Source organism: Bacillus sp. DU-106 (assembly GCF_004799705.1).
Lineage (GTDB): Bacteria > Bacillota > Bacilli > Bacillales > Bacillaceae_G > Bacillus_A > Bacillus_A cereus.
The window spans coordinates 4,863,745-4,885,735 of record NZ_CP026607.1; the positions used below are offsets into that span (position 1 = coordinate 4,863,745).

The window sequence follows — 21,991 nt, forward strand, 5'->3', positions numbered from 1 at the left end:
AAATGTTTTATTCCAAATAAAAAACGTTTAAGACACTCCTCTTAAACGTTTTAACAAACCCGAATAGAGTAATTAAAAGTTCAATAGTATAATAATAACTGTTATCGCATATAACAACACTGTTATTAAAATATGCTGATCCTCTAATAAAACTTTATCTGGTTCTCCACCTTTATCTTCCATGTGAACTAAATATAAATAACGAAAAATCCCGTAAATTACAAATGGGATTGTCCACATTAAATAGATACTTTTCCCTGCATTAAAAGTAAAGATAGCATAAGTTACAATAGTTGCCGACGTAACAATTGTACTTAATTGGTCTAACAAAGCAGGAGAATAACTTTCTAATACTTTTCTATGAGAACCTTTATTATTCTGTAACAATACTAATTCATGTCTTCTTTTATTAATGGCCAAGAATAGTGACAGTAATAATGTACATAATAAAAACCACGGTGTAAATGGCACTTGAATAACTAATCCACCGGCCAATGCTCGTAAAACAAATCCAGATGCAATAATTAAAATATCAATGATTACAACATGCTTTAAACGAATTGAATACGCTACATTTAAAATAAAATAGGCTGCTAATACTAAGCACAATAACGGATTTAGTATATATGAAACTACTAAAGACGCTACTAAAATAACACAACCTGCCGTAATAGCAAAGTACGGATTTAATGCCCCCGATGCCATCGGTCGATATCGCTTAACAGGGTGCTGTCGATCTGCCTCAATATCCATAAAATCATTTAAAATATAGACACAGCCAGATATTGCACAAAATAGTGCAAAACAAATTGCAGCTTGTGCCACCATAGTTAAAGATACTTGTTTTATCGAAAAGACTAACGCTGCAAATACAAGCAAGTTTTTAGTCCACTGTTTCGGGCGTAACTGTTTAAAAAACAATACAACTATATTTTGTTGAGATAAAGTTCCTTCCCTCATAATAATAAGAGTGCTTCTATTTTGTCACTCTCTTCTTTCCCTCCCTATTCAATTGTTATTTACTTCTAATACAGGAAAGATTATATCACATAAGTATAACATTGAAAATCAACTATTAAATACCAATAAAAAAGGCTGCCTCAAAAATTTGAGACAGCCTTTTCTTCAAAAAATTATTCTTCTCCAAAACGCTCCACAAGTGTTGCAAGTGTACGTACCATTGCACCAGTTGCTCCAGCTGGACCTAAGTCGTGCGCGCCTTTTGTTTCTGATGTTCCAGCGATATCTAAGTGTACCCACGGTGTATCTTCAGCGAATTCGCCTAAGAATGTACCTGCCATAACCGCATGTCCTTCACGGCCTGGTGAGTTATTTAAATCAGCAAACTTGCTGTTTCGAACGCGTTCTTTATCACGATCAAAAATCGGTAGTTGCCAAATTGGCTCATCTGTTTCCATAGAAGCCTCTAGCACTTGCTCAAATAACTCTTCATTATTTGTCATTGCGCCTGTCGTATAGTTTCCAAGTGCAACAATTACACCGCCTGTTAATGTTGCAACATCAACAAGGTAGTTTGCACCAAGTTTTTTCGCATACGTAATACCGTCAGCTAAAGCTAGACGACCTTCTGCATCCGTATTTAATACTTCAATTGTTTTTCCGCTCATAGATGTGATTACATCGTCTGGCTTAAATGCCGTACCACTTACAACGTTATCAGTTGAAGGAATAACAGCGATCACATTTTGTTCTGGGCGAAGTTCACCGATAATTTCCACCGCACCTAATACAGCAGCTGCACCGCCCATATCACCTTTCATACCAACCATGCCTTCACGTGGTTTTAAAGAATAACCACCTGTATCGTATGTAATACCTTTTCCAACGAACCCAATGACATCTGTCCACTCTTCTTTTCCTTTATAAATAAGAGCGATCATTTTTGGTGGCTCTACACTACCTTGGTTTACTGCAAGTAACGCACCCATACCAAGGTCTTCCATTTCTTCTTTCTCAAGAACTTTATAGTCCATATCATACTTCTCCGCTAATTCAACAGCATACTCAGCAAGCTTTGTCGCTGTTAATACGTTTGGCGGCATATTTACAAGTGTACGAGCTGAATTTGTTGCACGTCCATGTACGTAGCCAACTGTTAATGCGGCTTCAATTTCTTGTGCATCTTCCGCTGTAATAGCCGTGAACTTCTCTAACTCTACACGATCCTTTTTATCTGATTTATACGTTTGTAATTCATATGTACCAAGGCCTTGTACCTCTGCTGCAATATGAGCGACATCAATCGCGTCTAATTTCTCTGTTACGAAAGAATCAAGTAAGATTGCTGCATCTTGTACTTTTGCTGCTTGCAGTGTTTTAAACGCCTTACCAAGAGCCGCACGTAACGTTTCTGTCGTGTAAGATTCCTTCTTTCCTAAACCAACAAAGTAATAACGTTTCACATTTGTTTTCCCTAAGCTATGTACTTTTGAAATGGCCTTTTTCTTCGTAGATAATTCTTTCTCTTCTAGTAAAACTTGTAATTGCCCTTCAAACGCTTTGTCCAGTTCTTGTACAAAACTACTCATTTTCTCTTCTTCAAATAAAGCAACAATTACCGCTTCATGACCTGCTAATTCTTTTTGTACTTGAAACATGTTCAGACCCCCTAAATTTCTCTATTTTTATTATAACTATATTTTTTCTAAAATGCGATAATTCGGACTTTTATTTTGTATCTATTTTTAAGGAATAATAAAAGGGTACTTTAGACATCCTATCTAAAGTACCCTTTTATTAAAAATCTATTTTATTATAAAGAGTAGTTCGAGACTGCAAAATGATAGAAATATAACATACTCTCAAAATTATTTATTAATATTAATAGTAATATTATACATAAACCGACTACTTTTATACGTCTCATCACTTTAAAGCCATATGCCAATAATAAAGGTATTGTAAATACCATATGTGCCCCATAAATAAATGCTTCAGATGCTCCAAAGCCAACAATTCCATGTAAAACAATATTAAATAGTAAACATAAACTTAAAAACCTTACAAAAGGTTCTTTTAAAAAGTTTTTCCATACAACTACCAATATAAAAGCATACACGGATACAACTACAATCCAACCGATTATAGTATGTGAAGGAAGAAGGTTCAAATGTGCAACTTCACTTCCTACTCGCAATGGTACTTCTGAAAATTTACCAAAGATAAAGGAAGATCCTAATAATAGATGAAACATCAATATACCTACTGGTTTGACGTATTCTGGTGAAAAACTCTGTTCTTGCGTAAAGCCCATACTAGACTTCACTGCCTCGATAAGAACTACATTATTTGCGTTCATTACTAAAACAAACGTAATCACGACAATAACAATAGAAATACTAGTCCAAATAATTTTTTTCTGCAATTTTTTATAACTCATTACACTACCTAAAAACCACAGAAACGAATTAGTTAAAGTGACCCCAGTTATTCCTAATGCCAATAATATATTGGTAATATTGAACCCCATTTTTGCTTCTTTTTCCCCATTAATAAATGGATAACACACAAAACACATCAGTACCAATGTGAAATTTGCATAAATAAAAGATTCCGGTGTCCACGTAATAACTAACATAGTAGCTGAAAATCCGTACATAACCGCTAATAGGAAAGAAACAATTACATTCTTACAAATTTTACAGCATAATGCATAGATCATCACTACACTAATTGCACTTAAGAATGCTTGAATGAATATAATACCGTGTACTATATTCCCTACTTTTACTGTTTCAAGTATCCACATGAATCCTTGAACAAAATAATAAAGGAATGGATGTCGGAACCAGCTCATCCCTACTATCTCTCCTCTCTCAAGGAAAAAACCAAAAATGTAATATCCTTGATCAAAAGAAAAATAGGTATCACTCCACTCCCCACTCAAAATTTTGGAGTGAGTATCCATTTTCCAACCAATGAAAAAATAAAACGAACAATAAAAAATGAAAAGGACAAGGGCTAATATCCCCTTTCCTTTATAATTATTCCAAATACTCAATGCTTCTTCTCCTCTCTAAGGTAGAAATACCATAATTAGATGTGCCACGTACCCAATAACTGTTCCTAACACAAGTCCACCAAAAATTTCATGCCAATGATGTCCTTGACGCTCTCTTAATTTCTCTTCTTTCGAACTAATATGTTTATTCAACATTTTTGCATGTTTACCAACTGTACGGCGAAGTCCTGTGGCATCAATGATAACAATTGTTAAAATTGCCATCCCGATTCCAAACATCGGCGTATTAAAACCTTCATGAAACCCTATTGTCATGACCATACTTGATAAAATCGTTGTATGCGTACTAGGAAATCCACCGTTTCCAACTAAACGAAAAGCATCTTTTCCAGAACGAAGATAATTCACTAAAAATTTCAATACTCCCGAAGCTACCCAAGCTATAAATGGAAGTATACAATATAAATATGTTCCCATTGCTTTACCTCCTATGATTTTGCAATAAATAAAATGCCAGCTACTATACATACCATTCCAGTAATTTTCATGAAATTGATTGTTTCACCAAATAATAATGCTGACGCAATAATAACAAATACATATCCGAAACTCACCATTGGGTATGCATAACTTAAATCAACCTTTCTCAGCACAATCATCCATAATAATGCACTTAAACCGTAAAAAGCTAGTCCGAAAAAGTTCGGTACGTTAATGAAATTCATAATACCTACAGCCGCTGAACTTTGTGATTTCATTGCGCCAAACTTTAATAAAATTTGCCCTACAACTCCCATACCAACTGATAAAATAATCATCAAAAATTGTTGCATCTCTATACTCCTTAACTGTTTTATTCCAAATAAAAAACGTTTAAGACTCTCCTCTTAAACGTTTTAGTAAACCCGAATAGAGTAATTAAAAGTTCAATAGTATAATAATAACTGTTATCGCATATAACAACACTGTTATTAAAATATGCTGATCCTCTAATAAAACTTTATCTGGTTCTCCACCCTTATCTTCCATGTGAACTAAATATAAATAACGAAAGATCCCGTAAATTACAAATGGGATTGTCCACATTAAATAGATACTTTTCCCTGCATTAAAAGTAAAGATAGCATAAGTTACAATAGTTGCCGATGTAACAATTGTACTTAATTGGTCTAACAAAGCAGGGGAATAACTTTCTAATACTTTTCTATGAGAACCTTTATTATTCTGTAACAATACTAATTCATGTCTTCTTTTATTAATAGCCAAGAATAGTGACAGTAATAATGTACATAATAAAAACCACGGTGTAAATGGCACTTGAATAACTAATCCACCGGCCAATGCTCGTAAAACAAATCCAGATGCAATAATTAAAATATCAATGATTACAACGTGCTTTAAACGAATTGAATACGCTACATTTAAAATAAAATAGGTTGCTAATACTAAGCACAATAACGGATTTAGTATATATGAAACTACTAAAGACGCTACTAAAATAACACAACCTGCCGTAATAGCAAAGTACGGATTTAATGCCCCCGATGCCATCGGTCGATATCGCTTAACAGGGTGCTGTCGATCTGCCTCGATATCCATAAAATCATTTAAAATATAGACACAGCCAGATATTGCACAAAATAGTGCAAAACAAATTGCAGCTTGTGCCACCATAGTTAAAGATACTTGTTTTATTGAAAAGACTAACGCTGCAAATACAAGCAAGTTTTTAGTCCATTGTTTCGGGCGTAACTGTTTAAAAAACAATACAACTATATTTTGTTGAGATAAAGTTCCTTCCCTCATAATAATAAGAGTGCTTCTATTTTGTCACTCTCTTCTTTCCCTCCCTATTCAATTGTAATTTCCTTCTAATACAGGAAAAATTATAACACATAAATTAAACATTGAAAATCAGTTATTAAATACCAATAATAAAGGGCTCTCCTCTATATTAATGTTTCTAAAAAATACAGAAGGAAGCCCTATCAACTATATATTCTATTTCAAATATTGACCCCGAAACACCTGCATCGTTTCGTCTTGATTTAACATCGTTAATTCTTCTTCTGAAAACTTACCGTTTCCAACTTTCACTACATACACATTTACTTTTTTCTTACCCCATTGGCTATAAACATCTTTCACCGTATCATAGTACAAATCAAGACGGTTTCCTTTTATTGCACCGCCCTTATCTGCTACTACACCATACCCATAACCTGGTACGAATAAAATTGTTCCAATTGGGAATACGCGTAAGTCCGCAGCGATTGTGGAATATAAATCCCTTTTCGCCTTAACACCTGAATATGTAATACCATACTCCGGATGTCCCGGCCTCTTACCAGTTGACTCAATTCCCGACGTATAACCTGTTGCCGTCATTTCAATTGAACGATATTTAGACCAGTCGTTTGCCTGCTCTAAAGCATTTATCACTTCTTTACTCGGAGCAACATTTCTCTTAACTTCTGCTGCATGTACTTCTTTTGCACTCGTTCCCTCATACTTCTTTACAATCTCTAATAAAGAAACTCCTGTGAAAGCATTCCATGTTACGCATAATGCAATTGCAAGTAAACAAGTCATCATAATGCGAATACAATATCGTTTTAACATTTTTATATTCCACACTCCTTCATCGTTAATCATTCCCTATACCATGAAGGAATATGCAAAAAAATAATCTCCAACTTAATTGGAGATTAAAACATTTGATATCCGCTTTTCCGAAGTTTCTTGATTACGACTCCTGCTAAAGCAGCCCCTACCAATCCAGTAGATAGAATAAATACGTCTGCTTGTCCTAAGTGCGATACACTTGTCCCAAATGAAGAAAATGTTTCTTTCGGTTTTGAAAAATAATCCCACATACTCGCTTTATTAATAATAAGCATACAAACAATCGGATACACAATAACCATCACCCAAGTAGCTCGCAAAATCATGTTGAGTAAAAATCCAATTCCAAAGAACAAAATAAAAAATAACATCATTGAAATAAGTAGTACCGGTATACTCACTCTTTCTCCCTCTCCTTCGCATGCGCCGTAAATACGTGATAGGCTGTATAACCAAATTGCTCTCCTGGATTTAATGTTTTATCCATTTCAAGATGTAATTCTGATTTTCTTTCTAACAAATACTTAATAAGCACAGACGTATTTGGATCGTCCGCAATCGTATCTGGATGTAGAAACGCCACTTCAGACAATTCTTTCTCCTGTATAATAATATTTTCTCCTTCAGGCTCCAAAAGGAAAATAATCATATTATCACTAATCTCATTACGAATAACACCCGATCGAACACCAATGATCCCCTTCACATGAGCGACAATGCCTGTCTCTTCTAATACTTCGCGTTTCACAGCTTCATCAACCGTCTCACCTTCATTTACAAAACCAGCCGGTAAAGACCATTTCCCTTTTAATCCACTGTATTTTTTCTTAACGAATAGCCACCTGCCATCTTTTGTAGCTACTAGGCCACTAACAGCTAGCCATACCTTCCCTCGTTTCTCCATGATGTAATAACCTCCTCTTTCAGAACGGACAGAATATTCTTTCTTTTTATATTATACTATATTTTTAATATGAAAAAAGCAGAAACAGCTCTTAGCCGTTTCTGCTTTTTCTACTATATATTAAAAGAACTTTAATTTACCTTTTTTAAGAACTAATAAAGGTCCACCTAATAAGAATAGGTAACGGTTATCGATTACTTTCTTCATGAAGGAAGCTTTCCAACCTGTTAACTTTTTACCCATAACAACGCCCATTGCATCGTCATGACCTAAAGAACATACAGATCCTTTATTATCAAATGCGAATTTTTTCATTTCACCTTTACCACGAACTAATACAGTTAAGTTGTGTGCAATATTGTAACCTTGTTGAATTGCGATTTGTGCTGTTGGTGGGTATGGACGGTTAATTTCTTCATTAATGATTAACGCTGCGTCACCAACCATGAATACATCTTCGTATCCTGGAGCATGCATGTACTCATCAACTTTTACACGTCCGCGCATTGCTTCAAATCCAGACTCTTCCACAATACCGTTACCACGAACACCTGCAGCCCAAACTACTGTTTCAGACTTAATTAATTCAGTGTCATCGCCATTCGCAACGATAATACCTTCTTCAGTTGCTTCTTTAATTGCTGTACCGATGCGGAATTCTACACCTTTTTTCTCAAGTTGTTTTACAGCGTATTCTACTAACGCTGGATCGAAACCTGGAAGTGCTGTTGGAGCAGCTTCTACACAGATGATACGTGCTTTTTCACGTGGTACATTGTACTCTTTGCAAAGTTCAGGAACACGGTTTGCAAGCTCACCTACGTACTCGATACCAGTAAATCCAGCACCACCAACAACGATTGTTACTAACTCATCGCGTTGTTCAGTTGCATATTTAGAGAAACTAGCTTCCATATGCTCACGAATTTCACGAGTTGCATTAATGTTAGCGATTGAGAATGCATGCTCTTTTAATCCTGTAATTCCGAATGTTTCTGATTCGAAACCAAGACCAATTACTAAGTAGTCATACTCTAACTCGCCGTCTTTTAAGATAATGCGTTTTTCAGCAGCTTTAATTTCTACTACTGTGTCTTGTACAAAGTTCACTTTATTTGTATCAATAACGTCTTGAATATCTAGACAGATTTTTTCATCTTGTAATGTACCAGCTGCGCTCTCGTGTAACCAAGTCGCTTGGTAGTGATAGCTGTTGTTGTTTACTAGCGTAATTTCAGCTTCATTTACAGATAATGCTTTTTGCAGACGAACAGTCGTAATCATCCCGCCATAACCTGCACCTAAAACTACGATTTTTGGAGTCTTCACCAAATCACAACCCTTTTCTTTATATAATAGTAATGAGAAATAATACCAAGTACTAAAAACTCTATTTGTCAAGAATGTGGAATTTATCACATTCTATATCATAACAAAACGCAGTCAAAAAATCGTACGAATTTTGTCATAGAAATTTAACATAATACTTCCCTATATTAGTCGGTTTTATTCCAGAATTCAAGCGTCTGGAGAATTATCAATATTTTAAAATAACATAGCGTTTTCAAGGGTTTTTTAGACTTTTTTTCATGTATTTTCCTTTCTGTATATTTTATACAATAAAAAAGAACCTATGCGAAAACTTACACACAATTCAGTCGTTTTCAGAAGTATTATGAACTCAAATATGCTATCATTTATTTGAAAGTGTCATCATTTGCAGGATTTTCGTGTACATATGAACAATATATGAAATCAATATCAAAATTCCATCTATAGGGGGAATGAAAGTGGCAGAAAATCAAAAAGTTTACGACATAACAATTATTGGTGGTGGTCCAACAGGGCTGTTCACAGCATTTTATGGCGGTATGAGACAAGCAAGTGTAAAAATCATTGAAAGCTTACCTCAACTTGGAGGACAATTATCCGCACTCTACCCTGAAAAATACATTTATGATGTAGCTGGATTCCCAAAAGTGCGCGCACAAGAATTAGTTGATAACTTAAAAGAGCAAATGAAGAAATTTGACCCAACCGTTTGTTTAGAAGAAGCTGTCGATACGCTTGAGAAACAAGCTGACGGTATATTTAAACTTGTTACGAATAAGCAAACTCACTATTCTAAATCAGTTATTATTACTGCTGGCAATGGTGCTTTCCAACCACGCCGCTTAGAATTAGAAGGTACAGCAAAGTATGAAAAGAAAAACTTACATTATTTCGTTGATGATATGAATAAATTTGCCGGTAAGCGCGTCGTAGTATTTGGCGGCGGCGATTCAGCTGTTGATTGGACAATGATGTTAGAACCGATCGCTGAAAAAGTTACAATCGTTCATCGCCGCGATAAATTCCGTGCGCATGAACATAGCGTCGAAAACTTAATGAATTCTCGTGCAGAAGTAAGTACACCGTATGTTCCAGTTGAACTCATTGGTGATGACAAAATTGAACAAGTCGTTCTTCAGCACGTAAAAACGGAAGAAAAAGTTATCATCGATGTTGATGACGTAATTATAAACTATGGCTTCGTTTCTTCTCTTGGCCCAATTAAAAACTGGGGCTTAGATATACAAAAAAACAGCATCCTTGTAAATTCAAAAATGGAAACAAATATTCCTGGTATTTACGCTGCTGGTGACATTTGTACATATGAAGGAAAAGTAAAACTCATTGCTTGCGGCTTCGGTGAAGCACCAACAGCAGTAAACAATGCAAAAGCTTACTTCGATCCAAATGCAAAACTTCAACCAATGCATAGCTCAAGCATGTTTTAATATGTAAAAATAAAAGCTCCTTCCATACGTGGAAGGAGCTTTTATTTTATATACCACGAAAGCACACTGAATTCGATAAACTATCGAACTCAGTGTGCTTTTCGTCTGAAAAAATTATTGTTTTCTTCTTCTACCTAATACGAATAATACTCCGCCAACTAAGAATGAAATTCCAGCACCAACTGACATCATCCATGGAGACGCTGCCCCTGTTTTCGGTAATTCTCTTTCTGTTTTTACTTGCGGCTCTTTAATTAATTTTTCCAATCTTACTTCCGGTTTCACTTCTGGCTCCTTCGGTTCTTTCGGTTCTTCTGGTTTCACTTCTGGCTCCTTCGGTTCTTTCGGATCTTCCGGTTTCACTTCTGGCTCCTTCGGTTCTTTCGGATCTTCCGGTTTCACTTCTGGCTCCTTCGGTTCTTTCGGTTCTTCCGGTTTCACTTCTGGCTCCTTCGGTTCTTTCGGTTCTTCCGGTTTCACTTCTGGCTCCTTCGGCTCTTTCGGATCTTCTGGTTTCACTTCTGGCTCCTTCGGTTCTTTCGGATCCTCCGGTTTCACTTCTGGCTCCTTCGGCTCTTTCGGATCTTCCGGTTTCACTTCTGGCTCCTTCGGTTCTTTCGGATCTTCTGGTATCTTAAAATCTTCTTTTGTTTTCGGTAAAATTGTAACTGTAGGCTCAAGTGGCGGATTTATTTTATCGTCCACTACTGCTTTATTTGTTATCCCTTTACTCGGCGCTTCTTTTACCTTCGCTTTAAAAATAATACTACGTTCTTTCGTATCTGTAATTTCTAGATACTTGGCGATTACTTTTCCAAACTCCATTTTTAACTCTATTGGATTTGGCTCAGCCCCTTCAAATCTAATACTACCTTGCACGTATTCTAAACCGGCTGGAATTTCATCTTCTATTGTAACTACATCTAGTTTTCCGTTTTCCACCGTATTTTTGAAGCTAATTCGGTATTCTACTTCTTCTCCTAGCTTTGGCTCTTTATTACTTACTGTCTTCGCTGCTGTTAACTTACCATCTTTATATTCTGGCTTTATTTTCGCTGTCGGTTCTATAACTGGATGTTTCGGATCATCCACTTCAATAATCGCTTTATTTGTTATTTCTCCTCCAACTTTTGCTGTTTCTTTTACCTTTACTTTAAAGATGACACTTCTTTCTTTCGTATCCGTAATTTCTGGATACTTCACTGTTACTTTTCCATTCTCTACTTTAAGTTCTGTAGGCACAGGCTTATCACCTACGGCCTCCAGACTATCTTTCACATACTCTAAACCAGACGGAATTTCATCTTCAATCTTTACATCAACTAACTTCCCGCCATCTACTGTGCCGTTAAAAGTAATTCGATATTCAATTTCTTCCCCTAGCTTTGGTTCATGATTACTTACTTCTTTCCTTGCCTCTAGTTTCCCATCTTTATATTGCGGTGTGATTGGTATAAGTGACTCAACTGGCGGAGTCGTCGGATTATTATCATCAACAATCGCCTTGTTTACAATCTCTTTTCCTACTTGTACCGTCTCTTGTACTCTCACTTTAAAGATGATACTTCTTTTTTTCGTATCCGTAATTTCTGGATACTTTGCTGTTACTTTTCCATTCTCTACTTTAAGTTCCACCGGATATGGTTCCGGCCCATCAGACTTTATACTATCTTTTACGTATTCTAAACCGGCTGGAATTTCATCTTCTACCTTTACCTCAGTTAGTTTTCCGTTCTCTACCGTATTTTCAAAGCTAATTCGATATTCTACTTCTTCTCCTAACTTTGGTTCATGATTACTTACTGTTTTTTCTGCTTGTAATGCACCATCTTTATATTGAGGCTGAATAGAGATATTCGGTTGCTCTGGTGGATTTATTGTATCTTCCACAATCGCCTTGTTCACAATCTCTTCGCCTACTTTAGCTTTTTCTTTCACTTTCACTTTAAAGACGATACTTCTTTCTTTCATATCCGTAATTTCTGGATATTCCGCAAGGACGATTCCGTTTTTCACTTTCACATACAACGGTTTCGGATTCTCTCCCTCGGCTCTTTCACTACCTTCTACAAACTCTAAGCCAGTTGGTAATTCATCCTTAATCTTCACCTTCGCTACTTTTCCATGCTCTACTACGTTACGGAAAGTAATTCGATACTCTACTTCTTCTCCTAATTTTGGAGCTGGATTATTTACTGTTTTCTCAGCTTTTAGTTTTCCGTCCTTATACTCCGGCGTAATAATCGCTTCTGGTTTTTGCGGCGGATTCTTCGGATTGTCATCATCCACAATTGCCGTATTCACGATTTTCTTACCGACTTTTGCTACTTCCGTTACTTTCACTTTAAAGATAATACTACGCTCAGCTGTATCAATAATATTTTCATACTTCGCTGTAATTTTCCCAGCTTCTTCTTTTAACTCTACTGGCGCTGGCTCATTACCTTCTGATTTTAAACTATCCTTCACATACTCTAAACCAGTTGGTAATTGATCCTCAATTTTCACTTCTGCTAGTTTTCCGTTTTCTACCGTATTTTTAAAACTAATTCGGTACTCTACTTCTTCTCCTAGCTTTGGATCTTTTTTATTTACCTTTTTATCAGCTTTAACTTTACCGTCTTTATGCTGCGGGGTAATTTCTACTTCTGGTCGCTCTGGTGGATTTTTTGTATCATCAACAATTGCTTTATTTACAATTGCTTTGTCCACTTCAACAGAATCTTTCACCTTCACTTTAAAGATAATGCTTCTTTCTTTCATGTCAGTGATATTTTCATACTTCGCACTAACCTTACCAGCTTCTTCTTTCAACTCTACTGGTGCTGGCTTATCACCTTCTGCTTTTAGACTATCTTTCACATACTCTAAACCAGACGGAATTTCATCCTCAATTTTCACCTCTGCCAGTTTTCCATCTTTCACCGTATTATTAAATGAAATTCGGTATTCGATTTCTTCCCCTAGCTTCGGTTTATGATTATTCACCTTTTTATGAGTAGCAATTTTACCGTCTTTATATTGCGGTGTAATTTTTGCTGTCGGATCAATTACTGGATGGTTCGGATCATCAACATGGATAATCGCTTTATTTGTGATGTCTTTACCTATTGCAACTGAATCTTTCACCTTCACTTTAAAGACGATACTTCTTTCTTTCGTATCCATAATCTCTGAATACTTTGCCATTACCTTACCATTTTCTACTTTCAACTCCACTGGTTTTGGCTCTTCACCTTCAGCCTTTTCGCTTCCTTCTACAAACTCTAATCCAGCTGGAATTTCATCTTCTATTTTTACCTCTGCTAGTTTTCCATCTTTCACCGTATTATTAAAAATAATTCGATATTCGATTTCCTCACCTAACTTCGGTTCATGATTACTTACTTCTTTTCTTGCCTCAATTTTCCCATCTTTATATTGTGGTGTAATCGTTACATAAGGCTCTTCTGGCAGATTCTTTGTATCATCTATAATTGCCTCATTTACGATTTCTTCTCCCACTTTTACGCTTTCTTTTACCTTCGCTTTAAAGACAATACTTCTTTCCTCTGTATCTGTAATTTCTGGATACTTTGCCATTACCTTATTATTTTTCACCTGTAGCTCTACTGGTTTCGGTTTAGAACCTTCTGCTGTGATGCTGCCTTCTACATACTCTAAACCATTTGGTAATGTATCCTTTATATTTACCTCTACTAGTTTTCCGTTTTCTACCGTGTTTTTAAAACTAATTCGGTATTCTACTTCTTCTCCTAGTTTCGGTTTATGATTATTTGCTACTTTCTGCGCAGCAATTTTACCATCTTTATATTGCGGAGTAATTTCCACACGAGGCTCTTCTGGCTCATTTTTTGTATCTACTACGATTGCTTTATTAACAATCTCCTTGCCTATTTCTGCCTCTTCTTTTACTTTCACTTTAAAAATAATACTTCTTTCTTTTGTATCCGCAATTTCTAGATACTTTGCCATTACCTTGCCGTTTTCAAATTTCAATTCTACTGGATCCGGCTTAGAACCTTCTGCTTTCACACTGTTTTCTACGTACTCTAAACCTTCGGGTAAAGTATCTTCTATTTTCACCTCTGCTAGTTTTCCGTCTTCTACCGTGTTTTTAAAACTAATTCGGTATTCTACTTCTTCTCCTAACTTCGGCGTTTCATTATTTACCGTCTTCTTCGCTTTCACTTTTCCGTCTTTATGTTGCGGAATAATTTCTGCTGTCGGTGTTTCTGGCGGATGTTTCGTATCGCTCACAATCGCTTCATTAACAATTGAATCGCTCACTTTACCTTTTACTTTCACTTTAAAGGTAATACTTCTCTCTTTTGTATCTGTAATCTCAGGATACTTTGCCATTACCTTACCGTTTTCAAATTTCAATTCCACTGGATCTGGCTTAGAACCTTCTACTTTTACACTATCTTTCACATACTCTAATCCATTTGGTAAATCATCTTCTATCTTTACCTCTGTTAGCTTTCCATGTTCTACCGTATTTTTAAAGCTGATTCGGTATTCCACTTCTTCTCCTAACTTCGGCGTTTCATTATTTACCATCTTTTTCGCTTCAAGTTTTCCATCTTTATACTGAGGAATAATTTCCGCAGTCGGATTAACTGGCTTATTTTGCGAATCATCAATAGTTGCTTTATTAATGATTTTTTTACCGACTGTTACTCCTTCTTTTACTTTCACTTTAAAAACGATACTTCTTTCTTCTGTATCCATAATTTCTGGATATTTTGCCATTACCTTACCGTTTTCAAATTTCAGCTCTACTGAATCTGTTCCGATACCTTCTGCTTTCAAACTATTTTCTACATACTCTAAACCTTCTGGTAAAGTATCCTCTATTATCACGTCTGTTAGCTTTCCGTACTTAACCGTGTTTTTCATACTAATTCGGTATTCTACTTCTTCTCCTAACTTCGGTGTTTCATTATTTACGCTTTTCTTCGCTTTAATTTTTCCATCTTTGTGTAATGGTGTGATTTTTGCTTCTGGTTCTTTCGGATGTTTCATATCATCCACAATTGCCTTATTGATGATTTCCTTACCTACTTCCGCTTCTTCCTTCACCTTTACCTTAAAGACAATACTTCTTTCTTTCATATCCGTAATATTTTCGTATTCAGCAATGACTTTTCCATCTTTCACACTTAACTTTAATGGAGCTGGTTTATCACCTTCAGCCTTTTCACTGCCTTTTACATACTCTAAACCGTTAGGAATTGTATCCTCTATTATTACCTTTTCTAGTTCTCCGTTTTCTACCGTGTTCTTAAAGCTAATTCGGTATTCTACTTCTTCTCCTAGTTTTGGTGATGGATTATCTACTGTCTTCTTCGAATCAATTATTCCATCCTTATGTTGCGGAGTAATTCTTTCCTCCGGCTCAATCGGTGGATTTTTCGTATCATCAACAATTGCTTTATTGACAATCTCTTTATCTACTTTTGCTTCTTCCTTCACCTTTACTTTAAAGACGATACTTCTTTCTTTCATATCCATAATATCGATATACTTAGCTTTGACTATCCCATTTTCAACAGCTAATTCTACTGGTCCAGGTGCTTCTCCTTCGGCCTTGATGCTATTTTCTACATATTCAAGACCTTTTGGAATTGTATCTTCTACTCGCACCTCTTCAAGTTTTCCGTTCTCAACCGTATTATGAAAACTAATACGGTACTCGATTTCTTCGCCTAACTTTGGCTTCTTATTATTAACTACCTTTGTAGCAGCAATTTCACCTTTTTTACTTTGCGGTGTAATAACAACCTTTGATTCAACAGGCTCATTTTTCGGATCTTTTGCAATTGCTTTATTTACGATTGCCTCCCCTACTTTTGCCGAATCTTTTACTTTCACTTTAAAAACAATACTTCTTTTTTCTGTATCCGTAATTTCTGGATACTTTGCCATTACTTTGCCGTCTTCCACTTTTAGTTCTACTGGCTCTGGTTTTATACCTTCAGCTTTCAAACTATCTTTCACGTATTCAACACCTTTAGGTAGTGTATCTTCTACTAGCACCTTTTCTAGTTTTCCGTTTTCTACCGTATTATAAAATGTAATTCGGTATTCCACTTCTTCTCCTAGTTTTGGTGTTTGATTCGTTACGCTTTTTTCAACATCCACTTTACCGTATTTATAATCCGGCGTAATCTTTTCTTCTGGATGCTCAGTTTGTCCATTCGGCTCACTCACAACCGCTTTATTAACGATCGTTTCTCCGGCTTTTGCCTCTTCTTTTACTTTCACTTTAAAGGCAATGCTTCGCTCTTTTGTATCCGTAATCTCTGGATATTTTGCGATTACCTTACCATTTTCTACTTTTAACTCTACTGGATTTGGTTCAGCACCTTCAGCTCTCTCACTGCCTTGAACAAATTCTAAGTTAGCTGGAATTTCATCTTCTATTGTAACTGCATCTAGTTTTCCGTTTTCCACCGTATTTTGGAAGCTAATTTGATATTCAATTTCTTCTCCTAGCTTCGGCTTTTTATTTGTTGCTTTTTTCTTTGCAGCAATTTTACCGGACTTATGCTGTGGTGTAATCTTCTCTTCTAAATCCTTTGGTGGATTTGTTTTATCACTAACGGTTGCTTTATTAACAATTTCTTCACCAATTTTTGCAGTTTCTTTTACTTTTGTTTTAAAGACGATACTTCTTTCTTCCATATCCATAATTTCTGGATACTTTGCAATTACTTTACCATTTTCAAACTTCAGCTCTACTGGCTCTGGTTTTGCACCTTCTGCTTTCAAGCTATCTTTCACGTATTCAAGACTACTTGGTAATTCGTCTTCAATTGTCAATACATCTAGACGTCCATCTTTTACCGTATTTTTAAATGTAATACGATACTCTACTTCATCACCTAACTTCGGTGTTTTATTAGAAGCTATTTTTCTCGCCTCTATTTCTCCCGGAACTTCTTTTGGAAGCGTAACCGTAACATTTGCATCATCTGCAGTTTCATAATTTACCTCGGTACTATCTTTTCCCTTTACCGCAACGATATTTTTTATTGTTGTATCTGATTGTACAGAAGCTTTCACTTTTACTTTAAATGTAATAATAGCACTCTCACCAGGTTTTAAAACACCGCCGTCTTTAGCATCTGCCCCTTCACCCATACGGAAATCAATTTGATTATTTACAAACTCTGCTTCATCATCGCTTGCATTATCTGTTTTATTTCCTTTATTACTTCCAGAAATATATTGTATAGATTCCGGAACATACTCTAAACGATCATCTAATTTATCAAAACCTTTTACATTAGATACAGGTGCTTGGTTATTTTTCGTATCATTTTTCACTTCAATTTGATACGTAAACTCTTCACCAGCTTTAATGTCCTTAATTTCTTTTCCGGCACTATCTAACGCCTTTTTATCAACTTGTAAGTTTGGAGCATTATGTTCTGTAACAAATGTAGCGTTATTTAATACGTAAATATCACCATAGCCACTATTTGCTCTAAAACGCATTTTTGCTTCTTTTAAATCATTTTTTACTTGATTCGGTCCTTCAAGATGATACGTATGAATGTCAGTACTGAATGAATTCGTCCAATCCGGATTATATCCTGGATATTTTTTCGTAACAAACTCGTTAGTACCGTCTACTTGTACTTCTGTCATAGACGAATCATTCGCATCATTATCTTTACCGTTAATATTTTTTATCTTTATATATCCAGCACCAAAATCATATTCTCCATAATCATATGCATATCCATCTTTCTCAGCTGGATCACCTTGCGATGAAAAATAACTAAATTTCGCCTTAAAAGTACCTTCTTTGGGTGTATTTATTTTATTAACACTAATATCTGTCCAGGCTGTACTTTTTTGAGAGACTAGCCCTTCCCAAATCTTCATGTCTTTTACTGTTTCTTTATAGTTTTCATAAACTAATATAAGATTCCAGTTACCCCAGTAATAGCCGCCACCTGTTACATCTTTAATTTGTGGCACATTTGCAACTGTCAAAGTTTGAGAAATCCCTTGCTGCGCAATTACATTTGTTACATCCGCATATGCAACATAACCAGCACCAGCACCCGAGTAATTAGAAATAAAAGGTAAGCTATCCGCTTTTCGTATGCTATCAGCAGTTACATCTGCATATTCTTTATTTCCCATTTTCATTTTGACTGGTTGCCTTACTTGATCCTCGGTAACCTTTCTATCAGCAATATTTCCTGGTAACCCCATTGCTGCTGTCCAGAATAAGTAAGCCTTTTTCACTTTACTTCCGGCAGGAATATTAGGAAATGCACCTGTTGACGAATTAAAAGTACTATCATCGTTATCAACGTCCACAGTCATTTTATTCGTTTTATAACCCATACTTTGTCTGCCATAATGATCGGTCGTCAAACCAAGTGTTACATTACCAGTCTGTACTAAATTACCAGCAGTAATTGTAGAATACAGTGGATCTCCAAATCCTTGCTTATCCCCTGTTTGCATTTGAACCTTCGAAGCATTCTCTGATGCAGCTTGTACTTTTGCATCGCTCTGATTTTCCGCTTCTTTTTCTAGTTTCTCAGCTTCGGTTACTGGTTGTTTTGGTGGTTCTGTTTTTGATGTAGGGTTATTTTTATCTTCTACAGATACTTTTAGCTTTTCATCAACTTTTTTAATTGTATTATTAGCTGATGGGCCAACTTCTTTCTTACTACTGTCAGCCTCCTCATCGGCATTAGCTGCTACCTTTTCTTCAGAAGGGATTCCCTCAACATCTACAGACATGTTCCCTATTTGTAGTTGATCCTTTTGCACACTAATTTTTTGCTTATACTCATTATTAAAATGTTGTGCACGACGAGCTTTTATTAACACAGTCATTTTTTCATGTGATTTTAAATCTTTAATTTTAAGATTAGAAGAAAGAACCTTTCCTCCCTTATCTTTTTCCTCTACATAGAAATCCGCTACCTTATTTTCAGGTAACTTCTCTCCGTTTACTTTCACAGATTGCGAAGGGAACGTAATTTCATTTTCATTATTTTGTTTAAGCACCAATTCTTGAATTGGTGTAGCTCCCGTATTTTCAATCGTATATTGAAATACGTGCTCCCTCTCTGCTACTTCTCCCTTATATATTTCAGCATTTACTTGCTCTGCCTTAATTTTCACATCATTTCCTTGTAGCTCATCCCAGCTTTTTTTATTTATCTCTGTAGCAAAAGCACTGGGTGAAGGCAATATGATGGATAGGAGAAGTGTGATCATCGTTACGACATTAAAACACTTCAATACTTGCTTCATATTTTCTACCTTTCTCCTTTCTATATACTTGCTATCCGTCTACTTAATTTCGTAGCCGTATACATAGCAATATATATCCACTCGCAACAATCCGACCTACGAAAATGTATCGTTGAAATCCCAATGTCAACAATATAAATCTCATAGAATATTACTATTTTAATTTATCAAAAATAGCATATATATATATCGGACACTTATACAAACCTTCACCATTTTTTAACATAGTAAAAAATGCCCTATTGTATAGGTTTATATAACAGTTTAAGGATACATAAAAAGCTTAACATATCTCTTAATCTATTCATACATACAATAGAAATTTTACCATTTTTAGTCATTTCAGTTTGTTATTTATGATTAAAATTTTCAAAAAACAATAACCGTTACATGTAAAAATATGTTATATTATAAGAGAATATATGTTCTTATTTTAAAAGAGGAATTTGTAATGATAAACGAACCCATTATCGTAAAAAAAGAAGCTTTCCAAGCAATCGGCGTTTCGATTACGACGACTAACGAAATAGAGGCATCTACTGAAGGGAAAATTCCCGAGCTCTGGAACCGATACTTTCAAGAACAAATGATGCATCACATCCCAAATCAAAAAACGAAAGAAACATTCGCATTCTACTCCAACTATGAATCAGATGAAACTGGTACATATACATTTACAATCGGTACGACCGTTTCTTCATTAGAAGACGTTCCTGAAAATATGACAACTTTAACAATACCTGCTGCTACATATGCGGTATTTACAACGAGAAAGGGACCAGTTGCTGAAGTCGTTTGCGAAGCTTGGGAATATATTTGGCAATGGTCGAAAGAAAATAAACGTGCCTTCACAACAGACTTCGAGCTTTACGACGAAAGAGCATTAGACCCAAATCATGCACAATTGGATATTTATATTGCGTTAGCCTAAAAAAAGATGCCCATTCGGCATCTTTTTTTGTCGTTAAATAGCTACTGGGCAAATTCATTATTATTGTCTACAATGAGAAAGTGCAGTATAGAAATATTAGAAACTGTATAAAGTGAAACTATAATCAGTGGGGGCATCTCCCATTAAGTATTAGCCCTCACCAATCGGGCGTTTACTTGTTTTTTAGTTTAAATTTGTCACATAGAAAGGAAGCAATATGGAGGAACTACAACAAAATAAAACTGCTTTAGAAGGAAGCGGAAAACCGTTATTAAAAAATACGAATTTCCTTTTTCTTTGGGCAGCTACTCTTTTTTCAAGCTTTGCTTTAGCCTTTTTTACTTTTTCACAAACGTGGTACATAGCAAAAACATTAAACCTTGAAGCTTCACTCGGTGTTGTTTTCGTAGCCCTTAGTGTTCCAAGGCTTATTTTTATGATTGTCGGCGGCGCTGTAGCTGATAAATTCCCGAAAAAAAATATTATGTTTTACTCCAATATCATTCGAGCGATTCTTGTCGCAACCATTCTCACATGGTTTATCGTTGGTGATGTAACGCTATATACATTTGCTTTATTCGCTTTATTCTTTGGACTTGCTGATGCTTTCTTCTGGTCAGCAGATGGATCTATCTTACCGGAATTGGTAGAAAAAAGCCGGTTAACACAAGCGAATTCACTTACACAAATGACGAACCAAGCATCGGTCATCTTAGGCCCTGTACTTGGCGGAATTCTCATTAAATTTACGAACTATGAGACAATCTTTTCCATTACGATTTTATTACTGATTGTCGCGGCCATACTCGTTCAAAAAATACAATTTACGATGCCAGAACAAAAAGATACAGATAAAGGTATGTTCACTTCCATTAAAGAAGGAATCTTATATGTAAAGGAATCGCCATTCCTTTCAACTTTCCTTATTTGTAGCGCCTTTTTAAACTTATTTTTAATCGGCCCGATGCAAGTTGGTTTCCCGCTTTTTGTTAAAAACGTGCTGCATGGTGATTCGCTCCAGTTTAGTTACTTAGAAGCATCTGTAGGCGGCGGAATGGCAATCGGTGCTGTCATTGTCGGTTTAAAAAATATTAATCGTAGACGCGGTCTATTTTGTATTATCATGATGCTATTGTCTGGTATATTCTTCTTAGCCATCAACTTTAGTACCGTACTTTGGCAAGCACTATTAGCTGGCATGTTTTACGGTATTACAATCGCAATGGCGATTGTACCGCTTATGGCAATGATTCAATCGACAGTCAAAGAAGAAATGATGGGACGCGTAATGAGTTTACTTATGCTATCATCAATGGGCTTTATCCCGCTCTCTTATGCATTCACATCCATTGCACTTGCAATAGGAATTCCAATCGTAACCGTTATGAAAAGTGGTGCAATAGCTGTTATCGTCTTCGTACTATTTGTAGCGATTCGTGTTCCAGTTGTAAGAAAGTTCGACTAGCTACTTGGAG

The 21,991-nt window shown here is 35.8% G+C and carries 14 protein-coding genes; 3 read left to right on the forward strand and 11 right to left on the reverse strand.

The genetic code is table 11. The features are described 5' to 3' along the window. Nucleotides 1-72 precede the first annotated feature (72 nt). From C3Y97_RS24925 to C3Y97_RS24970, 10 genes are all read right to left on the reverse strand, one after another. A complete protein-coding gene (locus C3Y97_RS24925; RefSeq protein ID WP_086404596.1) occupies nt 73-960 on the reverse strand; it encodes a decaprenyl-phosphate phosphoribosyltransferase in 888 nt (295 codons plus the stop codon). 173 nt (nt 961-1,133) lie between these two features. Next, a complete protein-coding gene (gene pepA, locus C3Y97_RS24930) occupies nt 1,134-2,618 on the reverse strand; it encodes a cytosol aminopeptidase (protein WP_136363690.1) in 1,485 nt (494 codons plus the stop codon). A gap of 155 nt (nt 2,619-2,773) precedes the next feature. Continuing rightward, nucleotides 2,774-4,021, reverse strand: a complete 1,248-nt coding sequence (locus tag C3Y97_RS24935) for a DUF6080 domain-containing protein (protein ID WP_071740797.1) — start codon at nt 4,019-4,021, stop codon at nt 2,774-2,776. A gap of 15 nt (nt 4,022-4,036) precedes the next feature. Beyond that, nucleotides 4,037-4,459 carry a divergent PAP2 family protein gene (locus C3Y97_RS24940; RefSeq protein ID WP_086385262.1) on the reverse strand — a complete coding sequence of 141 codons (423 nt, stop codon included), beginning with the start codon at nt 4,457-4,459 and terminating at the stop codon, nt 4,037-4,039. Nucleotides 4,460-4,470: 11 nt separating this feature from the next. Next, nucleotides 4,471-4,815, reverse strand: coding sequence for an EamA family transporter (locus C3Y97_RS24945; RefSeq protein WP_086691816.1), 345 nt, complete (start codon nt 4,813-4,815; stop codon nt 4,471-4,473). 85 nt (nt 4,816-4,900) lie between these two features. Further along, nucleotides 4,901-5,788 carry a decaprenyl-phosphate phosphoribosyltransferase gene (locus tag C3Y97_RS24950; RefSeq protein ID WP_121868784.1) on the reverse strand — a complete coding sequence of 296 codons (888 nt, stop codon included), beginning with the start codon at nt 5,786-5,788 and terminating at the stop codon, nt 4,901-4,903. A 195-nt stretch (nt 5,789-5,983) separates the two neighbouring features. Then, nucleotides 5,984-6,604: a 3D domain-containing protein gene (locus C3Y97_RS24955; protein ID WP_002204854.1), complete on the reverse strand. Its 621-nt coding sequence runs from the start codon at nt 6,602-6,604 to the stop codon at nt 5,984-5,986. An 86-nt stretch (nt 6,605-6,690) separates the two neighbouring features. Then, nucleotides 6,691-7,008: a YuiB family protein gene (locus tag C3Y97_RS24960; RefSeq protein WP_000027016.1), complete on the reverse strand. Its 318-nt coding sequence runs from the start codon at nt 7,006-7,008 to the stop codon at nt 6,691-6,693. Further along, complete coding sequence (locus C3Y97_RS24965; RefSeq protein ID WP_071740905.1) at nt 7,005-7,511, reverse strand: NUDIX hydrolase; 507 nt, start codon at nt 7,509-7,511, stop codon at nt 7,005-7,007. Before C3Y97_RS24965 ends, C3Y97_RS24960 begins: the two co-directional genes overlap by 4 nt. 120 nt (nt 7,512-7,631) lie before the next feature. Then, nucleotides 7,632-8,840, reverse strand: a complete 1,209-nt coding sequence (locus C3Y97_RS24970) for an NAD(P)/FAD-dependent oxidoreductase (protein WP_000856612.1) — start codon at nt 8,838-8,840, stop codon at nt 7,632-7,634. Between the two features lie 461 nt (nt 8,841-9,301). Here C3Y97_RS24970 and C3Y97_RS24975 point away from each other — a divergent pair, with 461 nt between their 5' ends. Beyond that, the gene (locus tag C3Y97_RS24975; protein ID WP_000829784.1) at nt 9,302-10,291 is read left to right on the forward strand and encodes an NAD(P)/FAD-dependent oxidoreductase; all 990 of its coding nucleotides are present in this window, start codon (nt 9,302-9,304) and stop codon (nt 10,289-10,291) included. A gap of 114 nt (nt 10,292-10,405) precedes the next feature. Here C3Y97_RS24975 and C3Y97_RS24980 read toward each other — a convergent pair whose 3' ends face one another. Further along, the gene (locus tag C3Y97_RS24980; protein ID WP_136363691.1) at nt 10,406-19,585 is read right to left on the reverse strand and encodes an isopeptide-forming domain-containing fimbrial protein; all 9,180 of its coding nucleotides are present in this window, start codon (nt 19,583-19,585) and stop codon (nt 10,406-10,408) included. A 451-nt stretch (nt 19,586-20,036) separates the two neighbouring features. Between C3Y97_RS24980 and C3Y97_RS24985 the strand changes: the two genes are divergently transcribed. Both C3Y97_RS24985 and C3Y97_RS24990 read left to right on the forward strand, forming a co-directional pair. Continuing rightward, entirely contained in the window at nt 20,037-20,516 is a 480-nt protein-coding gene (locus tag C3Y97_RS24985) for a GyrI-like domain-containing protein (protein ID WP_000606657.1), read from the forward strand. Between the two features lie 217 nt (nt 20,517-20,733). Then, nucleotides 20,734-21,981, forward strand: coding sequence for an MFS transporter (locus C3Y97_RS24990; RefSeq protein ID WP_000391944.1), 1,248 nt, complete (start codon nt 20,734-20,736; stop codon nt 21,979-21,981). Nucleotides 21,982-21,991: the final 10 nt, after the last annotated feature.